General features: G+C 71.7%; 12 protein-coding genes. 6 read left to right on the top strand and 6 right to left on the bottom strand.

What is annotated here, in order from left to right:
• Positions 1–120 precede the first annotated feature (120 nt).
• Positions 121–1,266, top strand: coding sequence for a hypothetical protein (locus ACZ5PO_RS07120; protein WP_464191710.1), 1,146 nt, complete (start codon positions 121–123; stop codon positions 1,264–1,266).
• 75 nt (positions 1,267–1,341) lie between these two features.
• Here ACZ5PO_RS07120 and ACZ5PO_RS07115 read toward each other — a convergent pair whose 3' ends face one another.
• Positions 1,342–1,890 carry a peroxidase-related enzyme gene (locus ACZ5PO_RS07115; RefSeq protein WP_464196726.1) on the bottom strand — a complete coding sequence of 183 codons (549 nt, stop codon included), beginning with the start codon at positions 1,888–1,890 and terminating at the stop codon, positions 1,342–1,344.
• A gap of 218 nt (positions 1,891–2,108) precedes the next feature.
• Here ACZ5PO_RS07115 and ACZ5PO_RS07110 point away from each other — a divergent pair, with 218 nt between their 5' ends.
• Both ACZ5PO_RS07110 and bluB read left to right on the top strand, forming a co-directional pair.
• A complete protein-coding gene (locus ACZ5PO_RS07110; protein ID WP_464191708.1) occupies positions 2,109–6,935 on the top strand; it encodes an NAD-glutamate dehydrogenase in 4,827 nt (1,608 codons plus the stop codon).
• A gap of 65 nt (positions 6,936–7,000) precedes the next feature.
• On the top strand, positions 7,001–7,654 hold the full coding sequence (bluB, locus tag ACZ5PO_RS07105; RefSeq protein WP_464191706.1) for a 5,6-dimethylbenzimidazole synthase: 654 nt from the start codon (positions 7,001–7,003) through the stop codon (positions 7,652–7,654).
• 162 nt (positions 7,655–7,816) lie between these two features.
• Here bluB and purH read toward each other — a convergent pair whose 3' ends face one another.
• From purH to htpX, 4 genes are all read right to left on the bottom strand, one after another.
• On the bottom strand, positions 7,817–9,409 hold the full coding sequence (purH, locus tag ACZ5PO_RS07100; RefSeq protein ID WP_464191704.1) for a bifunctional phosphoribosylaminoimidazolecarboxamide formyltransferase/IMP cyclohydrolase: 1,593 nt from the start codon (positions 9,407–9,409) through the stop codon (positions 7,817–7,819).
• Between the two features lie 265 nt (positions 9,410–9,674).
• Positions 9,675–11,390: a heparinase II/III family protein gene (locus ACZ5PO_RS07095; RefSeq protein WP_464191702.1), complete on the bottom strand. Its 1,716-nt coding sequence runs from the start codon at positions 11,388–11,390 to the stop codon at positions 9,675–9,677.
• Between the two features lie 212 nt (positions 11,391–11,602).
• Entirely contained in the window at positions 11,603–12,988 is a 1,386-nt protein-coding gene (locus ACZ5PO_RS07090) for an RsmB/NOP family class I SAM-dependent RNA methyltransferase (protein ID WP_464191700.1), read from the bottom strand.
• Positions 12,979–13,917 (bottom strand): zinc metalloprotease HtpX, encoded by a 939-nt coding sequence (htpX, locus tag ACZ5PO_RS07085; RefSeq protein ID WP_464191697.1) that lies wholly within the window; start codon positions 13,915–13,917, stop codon positions 12,979–12,981. Before htpX ends, ACZ5PO_RS07090 begins: the two co-directional genes overlap by 10 nt.
• Positions 13,918–14,151: 234 nt before the next feature.
• Here htpX and ACZ5PO_RS07080 point away from each other — a divergent pair, with 234 nt between their 5' ends.
• The 3 genes from ACZ5PO_RS07080 to ACZ5PO_RS07070 all read left to right on the top strand — a co-directional run bounded on the left by ACZ5PO_RS07080 (position 14,152) and on the right by ACZ5PO_RS07070 (position 16,843).
• Positions 14,152–14,406 (top strand): DUF1674 domain-containing protein, encoded by a 255-nt coding sequence (locus ACZ5PO_RS07080; protein ID WP_464191695.1) that lies wholly within the window; start codon positions 14,152–14,154, stop codon positions 14,404–14,406.
• Between the two features lie 246 nt (positions 14,407–14,652).
• Positions 14,653–15,342: an OmpW/AlkL family protein gene (locus ACZ5PO_RS07075; protein ID WP_464191693.1), complete on the top strand. Its 690-nt coding sequence runs from the start codon at positions 14,653–14,655 to the stop codon at positions 15,340–15,342.
• Between the two features lie 181 nt (positions 15,343–15,523).
• Positions 15,524–16,843, top strand: coding sequence for a class I SAM-dependent methyltransferase (locus ACZ5PO_RS07070; RefSeq protein ID WP_464191690.1), 1,320 nt, complete (start codon positions 15,524–15,526; stop codon positions 16,841–16,843).
• Between the two features lie 19 nt (positions 16,844–16,862).
• Here ACZ5PO_RS07070 and ACZ5PO_RS07065 read toward each other — a convergent pair whose 3' ends face one another.
• A complete protein-coding gene (locus ACZ5PO_RS07065; RefSeq protein ID WP_464191688.1) occupies positions 16,863–17,777 on the bottom strand; it encodes an NAD(P)-dependent oxidoreductase in 915 nt (304 codons plus the stop codon).
• Between the last annotated feature and the right edge of the window lie 20 nt (positions 17,778–17,797).

Genomic DNA, 17,797 nt, shown 5'->3' with positions numbered 1-17,797 from the left:
CCTTTGCGGCAGCTTACGTAACGCAAGGCACGAGCCGCCTGAGACATCCCCTCGGCTCCGCTCCGCCGCGCGACCTCGCCCCGACGAGGCAAGCCAGAGCAACGCAAGGAAGTCGCGTCCATGAACCGTCACGGCCTCGCCCGTCCGGCGGCGGCACGTAGCATGGCCGAGCGCCCGCCCGCGCCCACCGTCGCAGCGCCGATGCCGCGCCGGCGGCCGCGGCGGCCGCCCGCGCGCCGCTCGTCCTGGCGGTCGATCCCCTATCTCATGCTGGCGCTGCTGGCGGGGCTGGGCCTGCTGATGGTGCTCACCTCCCGGAAGCCGTCCCACGACGGTGCGCCCGCGGCCGCCTCCCGGGCGGACGCCGGCCCGAGCGTCGACGCCGCGGCGGACAAGCCTGCCATCGGCGCCGACAGCAGGGCGGCGGCTGCCGGCAAGCCGGCGCCCGATCCCACGCCGGCCAAGGCGGCCATTCCGCAACCGACGGCCACCGGTCGAGCCGCGGCCGCGCAAACGCCTGCCGCCGAGACGGCGGCGGCCGGCGGCGCCGGGGCGCCCGAGCCGGCGGACGGGAGCTGGGAGCGCCTTGCCGACGCGCCCGCCGCCTTCATCCTGAGCGCCCTGCCCGACACCGGCGTCACCGCCGGGCTGGTCGAGCTGCCGCAGCGCGAGGAGGCGGTGCTGCATACCGGCGGCGGCGGCCGCGACGATGCGGTCGGCCTCGGCACGGTCGAAGGCGAGCCGCTGCTGCGCCTGTCGGTCTACCGCCCCGGCAGCGAGGCGTCGGCCCCGCCCTCGTTCTACATCGATCTGGCGCGGCGCGCCGGCGAAGCCGGCCTGTGGGTGCAGCGCCTGGCGGCCATCGCCGACATCGACACGCGTTTCGGCGCGGTCGCCGCGGCCGACGTGGTGTTCGGCTCCCGCCAGGGGGAGCGCGCCTGCATCGCCTTCCGGCGCCTCGGCGCCGAGCCGGCCGTGCGGATCTCCGGCTGGCTCTGCGGGGCCGGCCTGAAGCAGCCGACGCCGGAGGAGCTCGCCTGCGTGCTCGAGGGCGTGCGCTGGACGCGGACGGAGGAGCCGGACCTGGCCGCCATCTTCAACGGCAAGACCGGCCGCTCGGGCTGCAAGCCGGCGGCGCCGGCGACGACCGGGTCGATCGCCACCGGCTCGACCGCGGCCGCCGCCACCGCCGCGTCGGGGGTCGAGCCGGCCGCCGGCCCGCCGCCGCGCAAGCACAAGCGCCGGCATCGCCGCTGGCGGCACTGACCCGGCCATCCATCGACTCAAAGACGCGAAACCTCGGTGCAGGGCTCCCGGCAAATAAGCTGAAGCGGGCGACGATTACCGCGCCTGGGTGTGATAGTCCGGGTTGGGCCGCATATCGACGGCCGAGGCCATGCGGTTCGACATGTTGAAGAACGAGGCGACGGCGCCGATGTCCCAGACGTCGCGGTCGCTGAAGCCGGCGGCCCGCAGCCGCTCGCGGTCGGCTTCGACGATGGTCGCCGGCGCTTCCGTGAGCTTGACGGCGAAATCCAGCATGGCGGTGTGCCGCGGGCTCAGGTCGGCGGCGCGGTAGTTCATGACCATCAGCTCGCCCAGCGCCGGGTCCTCGGACAGCTGCCGCACGGCGGCGCCGTGGGCGGTGAGGCAGTAGAAGCAGCGATTGATGCTGGACACCGCCACCGCGATCATCTCGCGCTCCAGCTTCGATAGTCCCGACGGCGCCAGCATCAGGTCGTTGTAGAACGCGGCGAACGCTTCCAGCTTGGCGTTGTCGAAGGCATAGGCGCGCAGCACGTTGGGCACGAAGCCGAGCTTTTCCATGCACTTGTCGAAGTAGGCCTGCATCGCCGGCGACAGCTCGCCCTGGCCGAGCTCGACCGCCATCAGCCGCGTCTCGTGCTGGCGCGGCGGCCGGTTCGGGTCGATCTTGGGCGCAGCCTTGCTGTTCTTCGTGCGCTTCTTGCTCTCGGTCATGGCAGTCCTCCCTTGGGATCGGAAGCTTGAGTGCGTCGCGATCGCTCCAGCCCGAAAATGGTCGTCATAACGTTGCAGTGTGAGTTCGGCTATCACGGGCGGGCGAACGCGAGCGAGGGAGGACGAGCATGGATCTCGGCGAGACGAGGACGGCCGAGGCCGTGGGCATCGCACCCGGCCAGCCGCTCGAGGTGGCCGACGGCTTTGCACGTCTGATCTACGGCCGCTCCGCCGGCGAGGACATGGCGCACTACGCCGTCGAAGCGCTGGACCAGCTGGCCTGGAGCGCCTGGCAGCATCTGGTGGCGCCCCGCGCGCCGGGCGAGGCGCGCATCCGCCTGGTGGACGTCGAGGTGCAGCACGCCGGCCGCCTGCGAGCCGTCACCGTGCTGGAGGTCGTCAACGACGACATGCCGTTCCTGCTCGATTCGACCCTGGCCGAGCTCGGCGAGCAGGGCCGCGAGCCGCTGCTGGTGGCCCATCCCATCGTCGACGTGGTGCGCGGCCCCGACCACATGGTCGCCCGCTTCATCGGCGCCGCCCACGGCGCCGCGCCCGCCGGCGCCCAGCGCGAGAGCCTGATCCAGATCCACCTGCGCCGCATCCACGAGCCGGCGGCGCGCGACCGCCTGGTGGAGGCGCTCGGCAAGGTCTACGCCGACGTCGCCCATGCGGTCGGCGACTTCAAGGCCATGCGCGCCCGCGTCAAGGATGCGGCGCGCGACTACCGGGGCGGCCGGGCCAGGAAGCTGCCGCTGCCGGACGACGAGGCGGAGGAGGCCGGCAAGTTCCTGCGCTGGCTGGTCGACGACAATTTCACCCTGCTCGGCACCCGCCACTACCGCTACCCGGAAGGCGACGCGGCGGCCGACCCGGTGGAGGGCAGCGGCCTCGGCATCCTGCGCGACCCCGACGTGCGCGTGCTGAAGCGCGGCAACGAGCTGGTGACCATGACGCCGGCGCTACGCGCCTTCCTGCTCAAGCCGGTGGCGCTGATCATCAGCAAGGCCAACGTCAAGTCGCGGGTGCATCGGCGCGTCTACCTCGACTACATCGGCGTCAAGCTGTTCGACGACCACGGGCGGCTGGAGGGCGAGCTGCGCATCGTCGGCCTGTTCGCCTCCAACCTCTACACCCGTGCGGCGAGCGAGCTGCCGTATCTCGGGCACAAGGTGGCGCGCGTCATGGCGCTCGCCGGCTTCGACCCGCAGAGCTACTCGGGCCGGGCGCTGCTGCACGTGCTCGACACCTACCCGCGCGACGAGATGTTCCAGGTCGACGTGGAGGCGCTGCACGGCTTCGCGCTCGAGCTGCTGAAGCTGACCGAGCGGCCGCGGGTGCGGGCGCTGGTGCGCATCGACGAGTTCGACCGCTTCGTCTCCGTGCTCGTCTTCGTGCCCAAGGATCATTACGACACCTCGGTGCGCATCCGCATCGGCGAGCTCCTGGCGGAGGTGTTCAAGGGCCACATCTCAGCCACCTACCCGGCCTATCCGGAGGGGCCGCTCACCCGCACGCAATACATCATCGGCCGCCGTGGCGGGGCGACGCCCGAGATCGATCCGGCCGAGCTCGAGACCCGCATCCGCGCCATCGTGCAGACCTGGAGCGACGCGCTGGCCGACGTGGCGGAAGCCGAGCTCGGCAGCGACAAGGCGCACGAGATCCTGGCCCGCTACGGCGGCCAGGCCTTCAGCGCCGGCTACCGTGAAGGCGCCAGCGCCGAGGTCGCGCTGGCCGACATCCGCATCATCGAGGGCCTGTCGGCCGACCAGCCCCGCGCCGTGGACATCTATCGGCGGCCCGGCGAGCCGGCCCATCGGGCCAACCTCAAGGTGTTCACCCGCTCCAAGCCGATGCCGCTGTCGGAGCGCGTGCCGCTGCTGGAGAACCTGGGCTTCCAGGTCGTCAACGAGCGCACCTTCCGCCTGTTTCCGCCGGCGGCGGCCCAGGACGAGCGCGTCTGGCTGCACGACATGACGCTGGAGCGGCCGGCCGAGCAGCCCATCGACCTCGCCGTGTTGACGCCCCTGCTCGAGGACGCGCTGACGGCGTTGTTTGCCGGCAAATCGGAATCGGACCGGTTCAACACGCTGATCGCCGAGGCGCGGCTGCCGTGGCGGGACGCCGCGGTGCTGCGCGCCTATGGGCGCTACCTGCAGCAGATCGGCACGGCCTATGCGCAGAGCTACATCGCCGGGGCGCTGGTTCGCCACAGCGCCATCGCCGGCCTGCTCGTCGAGCTGTTCCACGCCCGCTTCCGGCCGACGGAGGAGCGCCCGCGGGCCGAGGAAGAGGCGCGCCTGCGCGGCGAGATCGAAGCCCGGCTGGCCGACGTCGCCAGCCTCGACGACGACCAGATCCTGCGCCGCGTCCTCAACCTGATCGTGGCCACGCTGCGCACCAACGTCTACCAGCGCGACGACGCAGGCGGCGAACGGCGCACCATCGCCTTCAAGATCGCCAGCCGCGACGTGGAGCAGCTGCCCCTGCCGCGGCCGCTCTATGAGATCTGGGTCTATTCGCCGCAGGTCGAGGGCGTCCACCTGCGCTTCGGCAAGGTGGCGCGCGGCGGCCTGCGCTGGTCGGACCGGCCGCAGGACTTCCGCACCGAGGTGCTCGGCCTGGTCAAGGCGCAGCAGGTCAAGAACGCGGTCATCGTGCCGGTCGGCGCCAAGGGCGGCTTCTTTCCCAAGCGCCTGCCGCCCGCCTCAGACCGCCAAGCCTGGATGGCGGAAGGCGTCGCTGGCTACAAGACCTTCGTCTCCACCCTGCTCGACCTCACCGACAACATCGTCGGCGACAGCATCGTGCCGCCGGCGGCGACGGTGCGCCACGACGGCGACGACCCCTACCTGGTGGTGGCCGCCGACAAGGGCACGGCGACGTTCTCCGACATCGCCAACGGGCTCTCGGAGGATCACCACCATTGGCTCGGCGACGCCTTCGCATCGGGCGGCTCGCACGGCTACGACCACAAGAAGATGGGCATCACGGCGCGCGGCGCCTGGGAGGCGGTGAAGCGCCATTTCCGCGAGCTCGACGTCGACATCCAGTCGCAGTCCGTCACCGTCGTCGGCGTCGGCGACATGTCCGGCGACGTCTTCGGCAACGGCATGCTGCTGTCGCGGGCGATCAAGCTGATCGCGGCCTTCGACCATCGCGATATCTTCATCGACCCGGACCCCGACGCGGCGGCGAGCTTCGGCGAGCGGCAGCGCCTGTTCGACCTGCCGCGCTCCAGCTGGCAGGACTACGACAAGAGCCTGCTGTCGGCCGGCGGCGGCGTGTTCTCGCGCCAGCTCAAGTCCATCCCCCTGTCGCCGCAGGCGCGCGCCGCGCTCGGCATCGCGCGCGCCGAAGGCACGCCCCAGGAGATCATCAACGCCATCCTGAAGGCGCCCGCCGATCTGCTGTGGTTCGGCGGCATCGGCACCTACGTGAAGGCCAGCGACGAGACCAACGAGGGCGTCGGCGACAAGGCCAACGACGCCATCCGCGTCTCGAGCAGCGACCTGCGCTGCAAGGTGATCGGCGAAGGCGCCAACCTCGGCGTCACCCAGCGCGGCCGCATCGAGGCGGCGCGGCGCGCGGTGAAGCTCAACAGCGACGCCATCGACAACTCGGCCGGCGTCAACACCTCCGACGTGGAGGTGAACATCAAGATCGCGCTCGCCGGCCCGCAGCGTGACGGGCGCCTGGCGGAGGATGCCCGCAACGCCCTGCTGGTGGAGATGACTGACGAGGTCGGGGCGCTGGTGCTGCGCAACAACTATCTGCAGACGCTGGCCATCTCGCTGGCGGAGCGCGGCGGGGTGGGCGAGATCGGCTTTGCCCGGCGGCTGATGCAGACGCTGGAGCAGGCGGGCCGCCTCGACCGGGCGGTGGAGAACCTGCCGGACGATGCCGGCCTCGCCGCCCGCGAGGAGCGCGGCGAGCCGCTCACCCGGCCCGAGCTCGCCGTGCTGCTGGCCTATGCCAAGCTCGACCTCTACGACCAGATCCTCGACAGCGCGGTGCTGGACGAGGCCTATCTCGCCCGTGAGCTCACCCGCTATTTCCCGCCGCAGCTCGTCGAGCGCTTTCCGGCGGACGTTCAAGCCCATCGGCTGCGGCGCGAGATCATCGCCACGCAGCTCGCCAACGCCATCGTCAACCGCGGCGGCCCTACCATCGTGACGCGGCTGGTCGACCAGACCGGCGCCGATGCGGCGACCATCGTCCGCGCCTATGTCACGGTGACCGAGGTCTACCGGCTCGACGAGCTCAACGCCGGCATCGATGCCCTCGACGGCCACATCGAGGGCCAGCGGCAGCTGACGCTGTATGCCGAGGTGCAGGAGCTGCTGATCGGCCGCACGATCTGGTTCATCCGCAACGTCGACTTCGCGCGCGAGGATCTGGCGGAGATCGTCGCTCTCTACCGGGACGGGGTTGCCGCGGTGGCCATGAGCCTCGCCGACACCCTGCCGGCGGACGAGCGGCAGGATCTGCGGCGGCGCGTCGCCGCGCTCGCCGAGACCGGTGTTCCAGCCGCGCTGGCGGAGGACCTGGGCGCCATCTCGTCGCTCGACGAGGCGCCGGAGATCGTGCGTATCGCGCGCCGCACCGGGGCCGGCATCGCCGAGGTGGCGGCCACGCACTTCGCCGTCGCCGGCAGCTTTGGCCTCGAGCACCTGGTGGAAGCGTCGCGCCAGATCGCAGTGGCCGATTACTACGATCGCCTGGCGCTCGGACGGGCCGTCGATGCCATTGCCGCCGCGCACCGGCGGCTGACCGCCGAGGTGCTGGCCGACAGCGGCCGCGGCGTGGATGGGGTGAGGGCCTGGGCGGAGCGGCGCGGCAGCGCCGTCGACCGCATCCGTTCCACCGTGGACGGCATCGCCAGCTCCGGGCTCAGCCTGTCCAAGCTCACGGTGGCCGCGAGCCTGATGGGGGATCTGACGCGCGGGTGACGGCGCCGGCGCCCTCGCACGTCTGCGCGGGCGTCGTCGGCGTGGCGAATGTGGTACGATAGGCGATGTGCGCATCCCGTTCCGTCCCGCCCACCTTTGGCGCGGAGTTCCGTGAACAGCTGGACGAGCTGCTGTGCTGGCGGCGCGACGTGCGGCGATTCCGACCGGATCCGGTCGACGACGCCCTGCTGCGCGAGCTCATCGCGTCCGCACGGCATGCGCCGTCGGTCGGCAACAGCCAGCCGTGGCGGTTCGTCGCCGTCGACAGCGAAGGGTTGCGCGACGGCGTCCGGGCCGAGTTCGAGCGCTGCAATGCCGAGGCGCTGGCGTCCTATGCGGGCGAGCGGGCGGCGCAGTATGCCAGGCTGAAGCTCGAGGGGCTCAAGGTGGCGCCGGTGCACCTGGCCGTGTTCTCCGACCTGGCGACCGGTGCGGGCCACGGCCTCGGCCGCGCCACCATGCCGGAAACGCTCAACTATTCCACGGTAACCGCGGTGCACGCGCTGTGGCTGGTGGCACGGGCCCGCGGCCTCGGCGTCGGCTGGGTGTCGATCCTCGATCCGGCCCGCGTCAAGGCCCTGCTCGAGGTGCCGGAGTCCTGGTGCTTCGTCGCCTACCTGTGCATCGGCTGGCCGCTGGAAGAGCACCTCGACCCGGAGCTGGTCCGGCACGGCTGGCAGGAGATGCTGCCGTTGGAGGCGGTGTTCAGCCGGGTGTGATCGGCGGTGCGCCTCACCTCGCCCCGCTTGCGGGGAGAGGTCGGCTTGCGCGAAAGCGCAAGCGGGGTGAGGGCGGCTTCAGAACAAGGCTCTGCCGGCCACGCATCGCGGGACGCCCCCTCACCCCAACCCTCTCCGCAAGCGGGGCGAGGGGGCGGCGCGTCAATGCCGGAAGTGGCGGTGGCCGGTCAGCACCATGGCGAGGCCGGCCGCGTCGGCGGCCGCGATGACCTCGGCGTCGCGCATCGAGCCGCCGGGCTGGATGACCGCGGTGGCGCCGGCCTCGGCCGCGGCGAGCAGCCCGTCGGCGAAGGGGAAGAAGGCGTCGGAGGCGACCACCGAGCCCACGGCCAAGCTTTGGGGCAGGCCCGCGGTGCGCGCCGCTTCGGCCGCCTTCCATGCGGCGATGCGCGACGAATCGACCCGGCTCATCTGGCCGGCGCCGATGCCGACGGTGGCGCCGTCCTTGGCATAGACGATGGCGTTGGACTTGACGTGCTTGGCGACGCGGAAGGCGAAGCGCAGGTCGGCGAGCTCCTGCGCCGTGGGCTGGCGCTGGGTGACCGTCGTCAGCTCCATGTCGTCGACGACGGCGTTGTCGCGCCCCTGGACGAGAAAGCCGCCGGCGACGGTGCGGAATGTGAGCCCGCGGCCCCGCGGGTCCGGCACACCGCCGGTCAGCAGCAGCCGCAGGTTCTTCTTCGCGGCCACGAGGGCGATGGCTTCCGCGCTGGCGGCCGGTGCGATGATCACCTCGGTGAAGATGTCGACGATGCGTGCCGCGGCGACGGCGTCGAGCGGGCGGTTGAGCGCGACGATGCCGCCGAAGGCCGACACCGGATCGCAGCGCAGGGCCCGCTCGTAGGCTTCGAGCAGGGTCGCGCCTTCGGCCACGCCGCAGGGGTTGGCGTGCTTGATGATCGCCACCGCCGCGGTGCGGGTCGGGTCGAACTCGGCCACGCACTCGAAGGCCGCGTCGGTATCGTTGATATTGTTGTAGGAGAGCTGCTTGCCCTGCACCTGCCGGGCGCTGGCGACGCCTGCGCGCCGCTCGCCGGTGCGATAGAACGCGGCGCCCTGGTGAGGGTTCTCGCCGTAGCGCAGCTCCTCGACCAGCGTGCCGCCCAGCGCCCGGTAGGGCGGCGCCTTCTCGCCGAGCGCGTCGGCCAGCCAGTTGGAGATCGCCGCGTCGTAGGCGGCGGTGCGGGCATAGGCCTTCTGCGCCAGGCGGCGACGCAGCTCCAGGCAGGTGGAGCCGTCGTTGGCGGCCAGCTCGCCCAGCACCGCGCCGTAATCGGCGCCGTCGACCACGACGGCCACGTCGAGGTGGTTCTTGGCGCCGGCCCGGATCATCGCCGGCCCGCCGATGTCGATGTTCTCGACGCAGTCGTCGAAGGAGGCGCCCTTCGCCGCCGTTGCCTCGAAGGGATAGAGGTTGACCACCAGCAGATCGATGGCCTCGATGCCGTTGGCCAGCATCGCCGCCTGATGCTCCGGGTTGGCGCGGATGGCGAGCAGGCCGCCATGCACGGCCGGGTGAAGGGTCTTGACCCGTCCGTCCATCATTTCCGGGAAGCCGGTGACCTCGGAGATGTCGGTCACCGGCAGGCCGGCGTCGGCCAGCGCCTTGCGCGTGCCGCCCGTCGAGATCAGCGTGATGCCGTGCGCCAGAAGGCCCCGGGCGAAGTCGATCAGGCCCGTCTTGTCGGAAACGGACAGCAATGCGCGGGTAGCGCGCCGAAGTTCAGTGGTCATGGCTTGTGAACCGATGCTGCCGCGGCTCTCGAACGAGGGTCAGGAGAGCGGGGGTTTGGCGAGGACGTGCCTTCCAGTCGGCCGGCGGGTTTTCCGGCGCGCGCTCTAGCACATCAAAGCGCCAGCCGACAAATTGCGCGGAATCCGCCATCCTTCGACGTCATGGCCGGGCTTGACCCACGGGTGTCCATCCACTCGAAAAACGAGCCGACAAAGCCGGCCGGGAGCGGCGTTTCCCCGTGGATGGCGGCGGGGAAGGCTTCAGCTAGCCGCGGTCGCGTGGCTGGTGGCGGCCGAGGCGGGCGAAGCGCCAGATGACCTCGTCCACCGCGCCGCCCGCGATGGCGATGACGATCTGCTCGGTGCGACGCGGCCCTTCGGCAGCGGCGAAGTAGACGCTTTCCTCCAGATCGGGCTGGTAGCCGGGCGCCTCGAAGCTCCAGGCCTCGCCGTCGGGCAGCAGCAGCATGACCTTGCGTCCGTCCTGGGAGCGGCTGGCGCGGACGCTCGGATGCAGATGGAAGCGCAGGGCGAAGGACGAGGGCCGGTTCGCCGCCGCGAGCAGGCGGTCGGCGCCGTCGAGCCGCTCGCCGTTGTCGGCCAGCACCAGCCGCCGCTCGTGCACGACGCCGAAGCGCTGCAGATAGCCGTCGTGGGAGGCGACCAGGGTCTGGCCCGCCTCCTCCTCCCCGCGATGCGCCTCCACGCGGCTCGGCCCGGACAGGACGACTGGCCCGAGCCAGCGCCCGAGCCGCTCGCCCAGGGCATCGCCCGTGCCCTCGCCGGCAAAGTGGCAGGAGGACGCGTCGTTGACCACCAGTGTCGAATGCGCTGCGGTGGAGCGCGCGGCGAGCCGCGCCGCCGGCCGTTCCGCGGCGGTGGCACCGCAGTTCACCACCAGGTGGCAGCGCGCCGCCGACAGCTCGAAGGACAGGCAGCCGGCATGCGCCTCGCGTGAGAACAGCCGCGGCGGCGGCTTGCCGACGTCGGTGATCACCAGCGTGCCATTGGCCGCCAGCCGCTCGTAGCCGCTGGTGGGCGCGTGCTCCAGGGGCTGGGCGCGCGCGTCGTCGTAGGCCAGCAAGGTCGCCAGCAGGTCCGGCGCCGAAACGCCCATGCCGTTGAACAGCGCCAGCTCGCCGTCGCCGTGCCGGAACAGCCGCAGCATCGGCATCATGCGGTCGATCGCCGTCAGTAGCGCGATCGGCGGCTCGAGCCCGCGGCCCGCATAGGTCTGGCGCAGCGGCAGCAGATCGCTGAGCAGCTCCGTCAGGCGCCGCGGGTTGCGGCTGATGTGGCCACCGTCGGCGAGGATATGGGCGGCGAGCGCATCGCTGAGCAGGGCGTTGGCCCGCCCCTGCAGCCGCTGCGGATCGTGCAGGCACAGGCCCGCGTAGGCCAGCGCGATGGTGACCAGCAGCCGGTCCTCGTCGGGGCTCCTGGCCAGGATCGAGCGGCGCAGCTGGGTCACCGAGCGGCCCAGCGCCCGCATGAAGCGATGGTAGAAGGCGCGGTCGGCGCCTTCGAGCACGAGCGGCGCCTGCGACAGGAACGAGATCAGCCGTCTGGCGACGATGCGCGGCTCGGCGCCGATGCCGCGGCGATCGCCGTCGTGGCGCAGGAAATCGTCGACCATGGCCCGGCCGTTGGCGCGCGCCAGGGCGCTGTCGGCGGCGCGCAGGTGGCGCAGCCAGCTGAAGCCCATGAGCGCCTCGGCCCAGGCGAGGCTCGGCGGCTCGATGGCAAACGGCGAGCGACCCTTGGCCTCGACCAGCCGCCCCGCGAAGACGAAATAGCCGGCATAGATGTCGCCGGCGACGGTCGGGTCGCTGGTCCTGAGGTCCTGCGGTGCCACCAGCAGCCGCTCGGGGGCGCGCGCCGGCATCGGCCAGAATCCGACCGCGGCTTCGCGCAGGCCGGCGCAGAGACGCCGGATGCCCTCGCGGACGACCAGTGCATAGAGGCTCAGCCTTTCGCCCATGACCCTCTTTATCCACAGCACCGGCATGAACGCGGGGTTCGAGCGGAACTTCGGGCACTTTATGCGGAGATGGTTAACGTTTCGGGCTGGCTGCGTGGACTGCGTCGAGGCCTGCCCCGCGGCGCTGCCGGCGCGACGCCGAGCGGGCGGCGGAGGTGGGCTCAGGCGCGGCGCGGACGTCCTCGAGGGCCGCCGGCTCGGCGGCCCGGGGATCAGCCGGCGCGCACGAGGCGGGCTGCGAAGAAGCCGTCGAGGCCGGCGAGGCGCGGATCGGCGTCGGGCAGCATGGAGGGCAGGGTGCGCAGATCGCCCTGCGGCGTGAGCGCGCCGGTGAGGCCGCCGATCTCGTCGGCGGCGATGGGCAGGCGCCGCAGGGCGGGGGTGCGGGCCAGCAACGCCTCGATCTGTCCCTCGCCCTCCTCGGGCTCCAGCGAGCAGGTGGAGTAGACCAGCCGGCCGCCGGGCCGCAGCAGGGCGACGGCCTTGTCGAGCAGCTTGTGCTGCAGCTCCACGAGGCTGGCGATATCCTCGGGCCGCTTGACCCAGGCCACGTCCGGGTGGCGGCGGATGGTTCCGGTCGCCGAGCAGGGCGCGTCGAGCAGGATGGCGTCGAAGGGATCGGCCTCGAGCGTCAGGACGTCGGCGACGACCTGCTCGGGCGCAAGCCCGAGCCGCTCCATGTTGGCGGCGAGCCGCGCCATGCGCTCGGGAGAGCGGTCGACCGCGACGACGCGGGCTCCGGCGGCGGCGAGCTGGGCGGTCTTGCCGCCCGGCGCCGCGCAGAGATCGGCGACGCGCTCACCGGGGCCGACGCCGAGCAGCCGCGCGGGCAGGGCGGCGGCGGCATCCTGCACCCACCACCGGCCCTCGTCGAAGCCGGGCAGGGCGACGACCGGCCGGCTGTCACGCAGGCGCAGCGTCGCCGTTGCGGCGGGCGGCCCAAGCGGCAGCGCGAGCGCGTCGAGCCGCTCGGCCCAGGCGGCCGGATCGCCGACGACGCTCAGGTCCAACCCCGCTTCGTGCCGGTGGGCCGCCGCGATGGCGCGGGCCTGCTCGGCGCCGTAGGCGGCGGTCCAGCGAGCGGCGAGCCAAGCCGGCGTGTCGTCCGTCAGGGGATCGGTCTCAGCCTCGTCCCCGGCGCGGGGCAGCCGGCGCAGGACGGCGTTGGCGAGGCCCGCGAAGGGCGCCGCGTTACGGTCCGCCTTGGCCAGCGACACCGCGGTGTCGACAGCGGCGTGATCGGGAACGTCGAGGTAGAGGATCTGTGCCGCCGCGGTCACCAGGATCGGCTCCAGCTGGCCGCATTTGCGGGGATAGCCGCGCTCCAGCCGGCGGCCGAGGAGCGCCCGGATCGAGCCGAGGCGGCGCAGGGCGACGGTGGTGATGGCCCGGGCGAGCGCCCGGTCGCGGTCGGGGAGGCCGGCGGTGGCCTCGGCCAGCACGCCGTCGAAGCCTTCTCGCCCGCCGAGCACGGCGGCCAGAGCCGTCACGGCGGCCCGCCGCGGCGCCAGGCCCGCCGCCTCCGCCGGCCGGCGCGCGCCGGCCCCGGCTCTCGCGCCCGCTCGGGCGGGTCGCGCGGCCCCCGGTTTCAGCCCCATGGGCCGGCCCGGCGCGACCACGGATTGCGTGTGGCGGTACCGATGAAGCCGCCGGGTGTGTCGGCGGGCGTGGTCGGCTGCCGGCCCCATGCGGCGGCGAGCGCTTCCAGCTGGGCGACGCGGTTGGCGGTGGAGGGATGGGTGGAGAACAAATTATCCATGCCGCGTCCGGACAGGGGGTTGATGATGAACAGCGGCGCCGTCGCCGGGTGGGCTTCGGCCCGCTCGTCGGGGATCTGCTCGACGCTGCGCTCGATCTTGACCAGGGCCGAGGCGAGCCAGCCGGGATCGCCGCAGATCTCTGCGCCGATTCGATCCGCTTCGTACTCCCGCGAGCGGCTGATCGCCATCTGGATGATCATCGCCGCCATCGGCGCGACCACCGCCATCAGGATCGAGCCGATCAGGCCGGGCCCGCCGTTCCCGCGGTTGCCGCCGCCGAAGAACATGCCGAACTGGGCGATGGACGAGATGGCGCCTGCCACCGTGGCGGCGATGGTCATCGTCAGCGTGTCGTGGTTGCGGATGTGCGCCAGCTCGTGCGCCATGACGCCGGCGAGCTCCTCCCGCGTCAGCGTGCGCAGGAGCCCGGTCGTTGCCGCGACGGCCGCGTTCTGCGGGTTGCGGCCGGTGGCGAAGGCGTTGGGCTGCGGGCTGTCGATCAGGTAGACCCGCGGCGGCGGCAGCCCGGCCCGGCCCGCCAGGTCGTGCACCAGGCCCACGAAATCGGGCGCGCTCGTGCTGTCGACCTCGTGCGCACCGTGCGCGGCGAGCGCCAGGCGGTCGGAGTTCCAGTAAGTGAAGAGGTTCATGGCGACGGCGATGCCGAGTGCGATCACCATGCCGGTGGCGCCGCCCAGCAGCAGGCCGACCACGCCGAACAGAGCGGTCAGCGCCGCCAGCAGCAAGCCGGTCTTGACGTAGTTCATCGCGTCCTCCGAACCCACCCCCGCGATCGACATGATCATCCGATCGGGAGATGCTCCCACACTCTGGAGCGCTGCTCCCGGGACGCGTTGCAGCCGCCGGGCGTCCGCCGCCGGCCCGCGCCTGCTCGCACCGGGATTGCCCGACACCTATGTGGGGGGCATAGGCATGCGGCCGCAAGAACGATGTGGCGGCCGATGCAAGCGCAAGGTGAGCAAGATGAGGAGTTCGCGAGCTTGAAGCGCGTACCGACCCCGCCGCCGGCCGAGGCGGCCGACCGCACCGCCGCGCCGCCGACCGAGGCGCCGGAGCCGAGCCGGGTGCTGAGCCCGGCCGCGCAGCGGGCGCTGGCGGAAGCGGCCGAGCGGCGCGCCGCGCTGGACAGGAAGGCCGAGGAGCTGGGCCGGACCAAGGAGGTCGCCGGCCGCGGCGGCCCTGACCCCGTCCGCTACGACGACTGGGAGGTCAAGGGCATCGCCAGCGACTTCTAATGCCATCGGTCCCGGGCGCTGGCCGGCTCGGAACGGGTTCGCCGAGCGCCGCGCGGGCCGGATCGAGGGCGACGCGTCGAGCCCATCCGCCTCCGGGAAAGGCCGGTCGCCGAATTGTTGTAATTATGAAACAGCCGCGGACCGGTCGCACCGGCGGCGGTGCCGCATTGACCTGGATCAAATCGCGTCAGCCCAGGTTTTTTACAGCTCGCTTCAGTGATTTAGATGCTGGGGCTGCGTTCATCGATGACTGGACCTGATCAGTTGCGTCACCTGGCGTGGGCGCTTTTAGCTGCAACGGCGCTCTCCGGGCCGGCCTTCGCCGCCGATGCGGCGCCGCCTCTTATGCCGGTCGCGTACGCCCCGAGCCCCTGGCAGTTGCGCGTGCGCGGCGTCGTGGTGCTCCCGTCCGCGAGCGCAGATCTCAACGTCGCCGGCGCCCCGGTGATCGGCGGCGACGTGCATATCTCGACGTCGGTCGTTCCCGAGCTCGACATCAGCTATTTCTTCACGCCGAACATCTCGGCCGAGCTGATCCTCGGCGTCACGCCGCACAAGATCAAAGGCAAGGGGGCCCTGGCCGGCACCCCGGTCGGCAACGCCTGGCTGCTGCCGCCCACGCTTCTGCTGCAGTACCACTTCGATCTGGGCGGCCCGCTCAAGCCCTATATCGGCGCCGGCGTGAACTACACCATCTTCTTCGACGAGCAGGCCAGGGGCGACGTCGTCACCAGCCTCGACGTCAAGAACCAGTTCGGCGCGGCGTTGCAGGTCGGCGCCGACTACTTCATCGACGAGCACTGGGCCTTCAACGTCGACGTCAAGAAGCTGTTCCTGCAGCCCGACGTGAAGATCAGCAGCGTCCTCGGACCCATCCGCGGCAAGGTCAAGATCGATCCCTGGCTGATCGGCGCCGGCGTCACCTACCGCTTCTGACCAGCTCTAAGGCAATCCTCCGGCACCGGCGGTTTCGTCCGGCTGCCGCATCATGCCGGCATGCCGCGCCGCCCTTGGGGTTGACGCTTGCCGCCCGAGCGGGTTGAAAGCCGGCTGCGCCGCAGCCGGCACCGCCCCGTGCGGACCAGCCCGCACGCGGGCGCCGCGTGAGGGAGTTGCCATGCAGGCTGTAGACAAGCGGCTCGAGACGCTCAAGAAGCTGCTCGCCCATGTCCACCAGGAGATGCGCCTCGAGTTCGGCTTCTACCTGTGGGACGGCTCGACCGTGCCGGCCACGCTCGCCCCGGGGGCGCTCGGTGTATGGATCGGCGACGAAGGCACCGTCGCTGCCCTGATCCGCCGGCCGAACGCAGAGACCCTGTCCAACCTCTGGGCCTCGGGCCGCCTCGACATCCGCAACGGCACCATCTTCGACATCGTGGCGCGCAAGCCGAAGGTCCGCACCCGCGACTTCCGCAAGAGCCTCAACCGCCTGCTGGCGCTGCGCACGGCCAGCAAGTTCCTGTTCGTCGGTCGCGGCGGCCCCTGGCCGCTGGAGGAGATCTCCGACGAGAAGCCGAGCTCCGGCGACGCGGCCGAGAACAAGAAGAACATCGGCTACCACTACGACGTCTCCAACGCCTTCTACGAGCTCTGGCTCGACCCGGAGATGGTCTACACCTGCTCCTACTACACCGACTGGGACAACAGCCTGGCGCAGTCGCAGCTCGACAAGCTGGAGATGGTCTGTCGCCGGCTGAGGCTGAAGCCGGGCGAGACCGTGCTCGACATGGGCTGCGGCTGGGGCGCCTTCTCGGTCTACGCGGCGACGCGCTACGGTGTGAAGACCTATGGGGTGACCCTGTCGGAGCAGCAGGTCGCCTACGCCAACGACAAGATCAAGCGCCTCGGCCTCACCGACCAGTGCACCATCGAGCTCAAGGACTTCGCCCATATCGAGGGCCACGAGCGCTTCGACAAGGCGGCGGCCATCGGCATGATCGAGCACGTCGGCCTTGCCAACTTCCCCACCTATTTCGGCACCGTGCACCGGGTGTTGAAGCCGGGCGGCCTGTTCCTGCACCACGGCATCGTGCGCCCGGGCAAGAACGCCACCAAGAAGAAGAAGCGCGCGGAGTTCGCGGCGCTGACCAAGTACATCTTTCCGGGTGGCGAGCTCGACTCGATCAGCGGCAACCTGACGGCGCTCGAGCGGCACGGCTTCGAAGTGCACGACGTGGAGGCCTGGCGCGAGCACTACATGCGCACCTGCCGCCAGTGGCACGACCGGCTCTACGAGAACCGTGAGGCGGCGATCCGCGAGGTGGGCGAGGTGAAGTACCGCATCTGGCTCATGTATCTCGGCGCCTGCTCGATCTCGTTCGACCGCAACAACGTGGGCCTCTACCAGACCCTGGCGTCCAAGCGCGTGCGCGGCTCGGCCGGCCTGCCGCCGACCCGCGCCGACCTCTACCGCGAGCCCTGGCAGTACAAGGGCTGAAGCGCGCCGCCGCCGCTCCTCAGCCGCCCTGGCCCGCCCGCCGGGCGGCGACCTTGGCCAATGCGGCGAAGTCGCGGGCGCCGTCGCCCTGGGCGATTGCGTCGACCAGCTGGTCGCGCAGCACGCTCGCGAACGGCATCGGCGCGTGGACGCCTTCGGACGCGGCGAGCGCCAGCTTGATGTCCTTGAGCCCGAGCGTCAGGGCGAAGGCGGCCGGCTCGTAGGTGCCGGCGGCGATCAGGGCGCCGTAGTTCTTGTAGACCGGGCTGGCGAACAGCGTGCCGGTCAGCATGTCCAAAAGATCGCTCGCCGCGACGCCATGGCCGCGGGCGAGCGCCGCCGCCTCGGCCATCGCCTCGATGGCCGACCCCAGCATGAAGTTGCCGGCGATCTTGACGACGTTGGCCCGGTAGGGCTCGTCGCCGAAGGGCCAAGTCTTCTGGCCGACCGCGTCGAGCAGCGGCTGCACCGCCTGGAGCGCGGCGGGCGCGCCGGCTGCGACGACATGGAGCTTGCCGGCCGCGGCCACGTCGGGGCGGCCGAAGACGGGGGCCGCGACATAGCCCACCCCGTGGGCGCGGTGGGTGTCCGTCAGCTCGCGGGCCAGCTCGACGGAGATCGTCGCCATGTTGACGTGGACCGGCGGCTTGGCCGCCTTGGCCGCGGCCGCCAGCGCGCCGCTGTCGAGCACCACGGACCGCACCGCCTCGTCGTTGGCGAGTATCGAGAGGACGGCGTCTCCGGCGAAGGCCTCGGCGACCTCATCCACGACCACGGCACCGTCGGGGGCCGCACCCGGCCGCCGCGACCGGTTCCACACCCGCACCCGGTGGCCGGCCGCCACCAGATTGGCGGCGATGCCGCGTCCCATGGCGCCCAGTCCGATAAAGCCGACGTCCATGGCGGTCTCCCTTCGCCCGCTCGACCGTTCCACCTCGTCAGGCCCGAGCTTGG

Source organism: Chelatococcus sp. KU-N122 (assembly GCF_055391085.1).
Note: the sequence above shows the minus strand (reverse complement) of the source record. Positions and strands in the feature narration are given on the sequence as shown.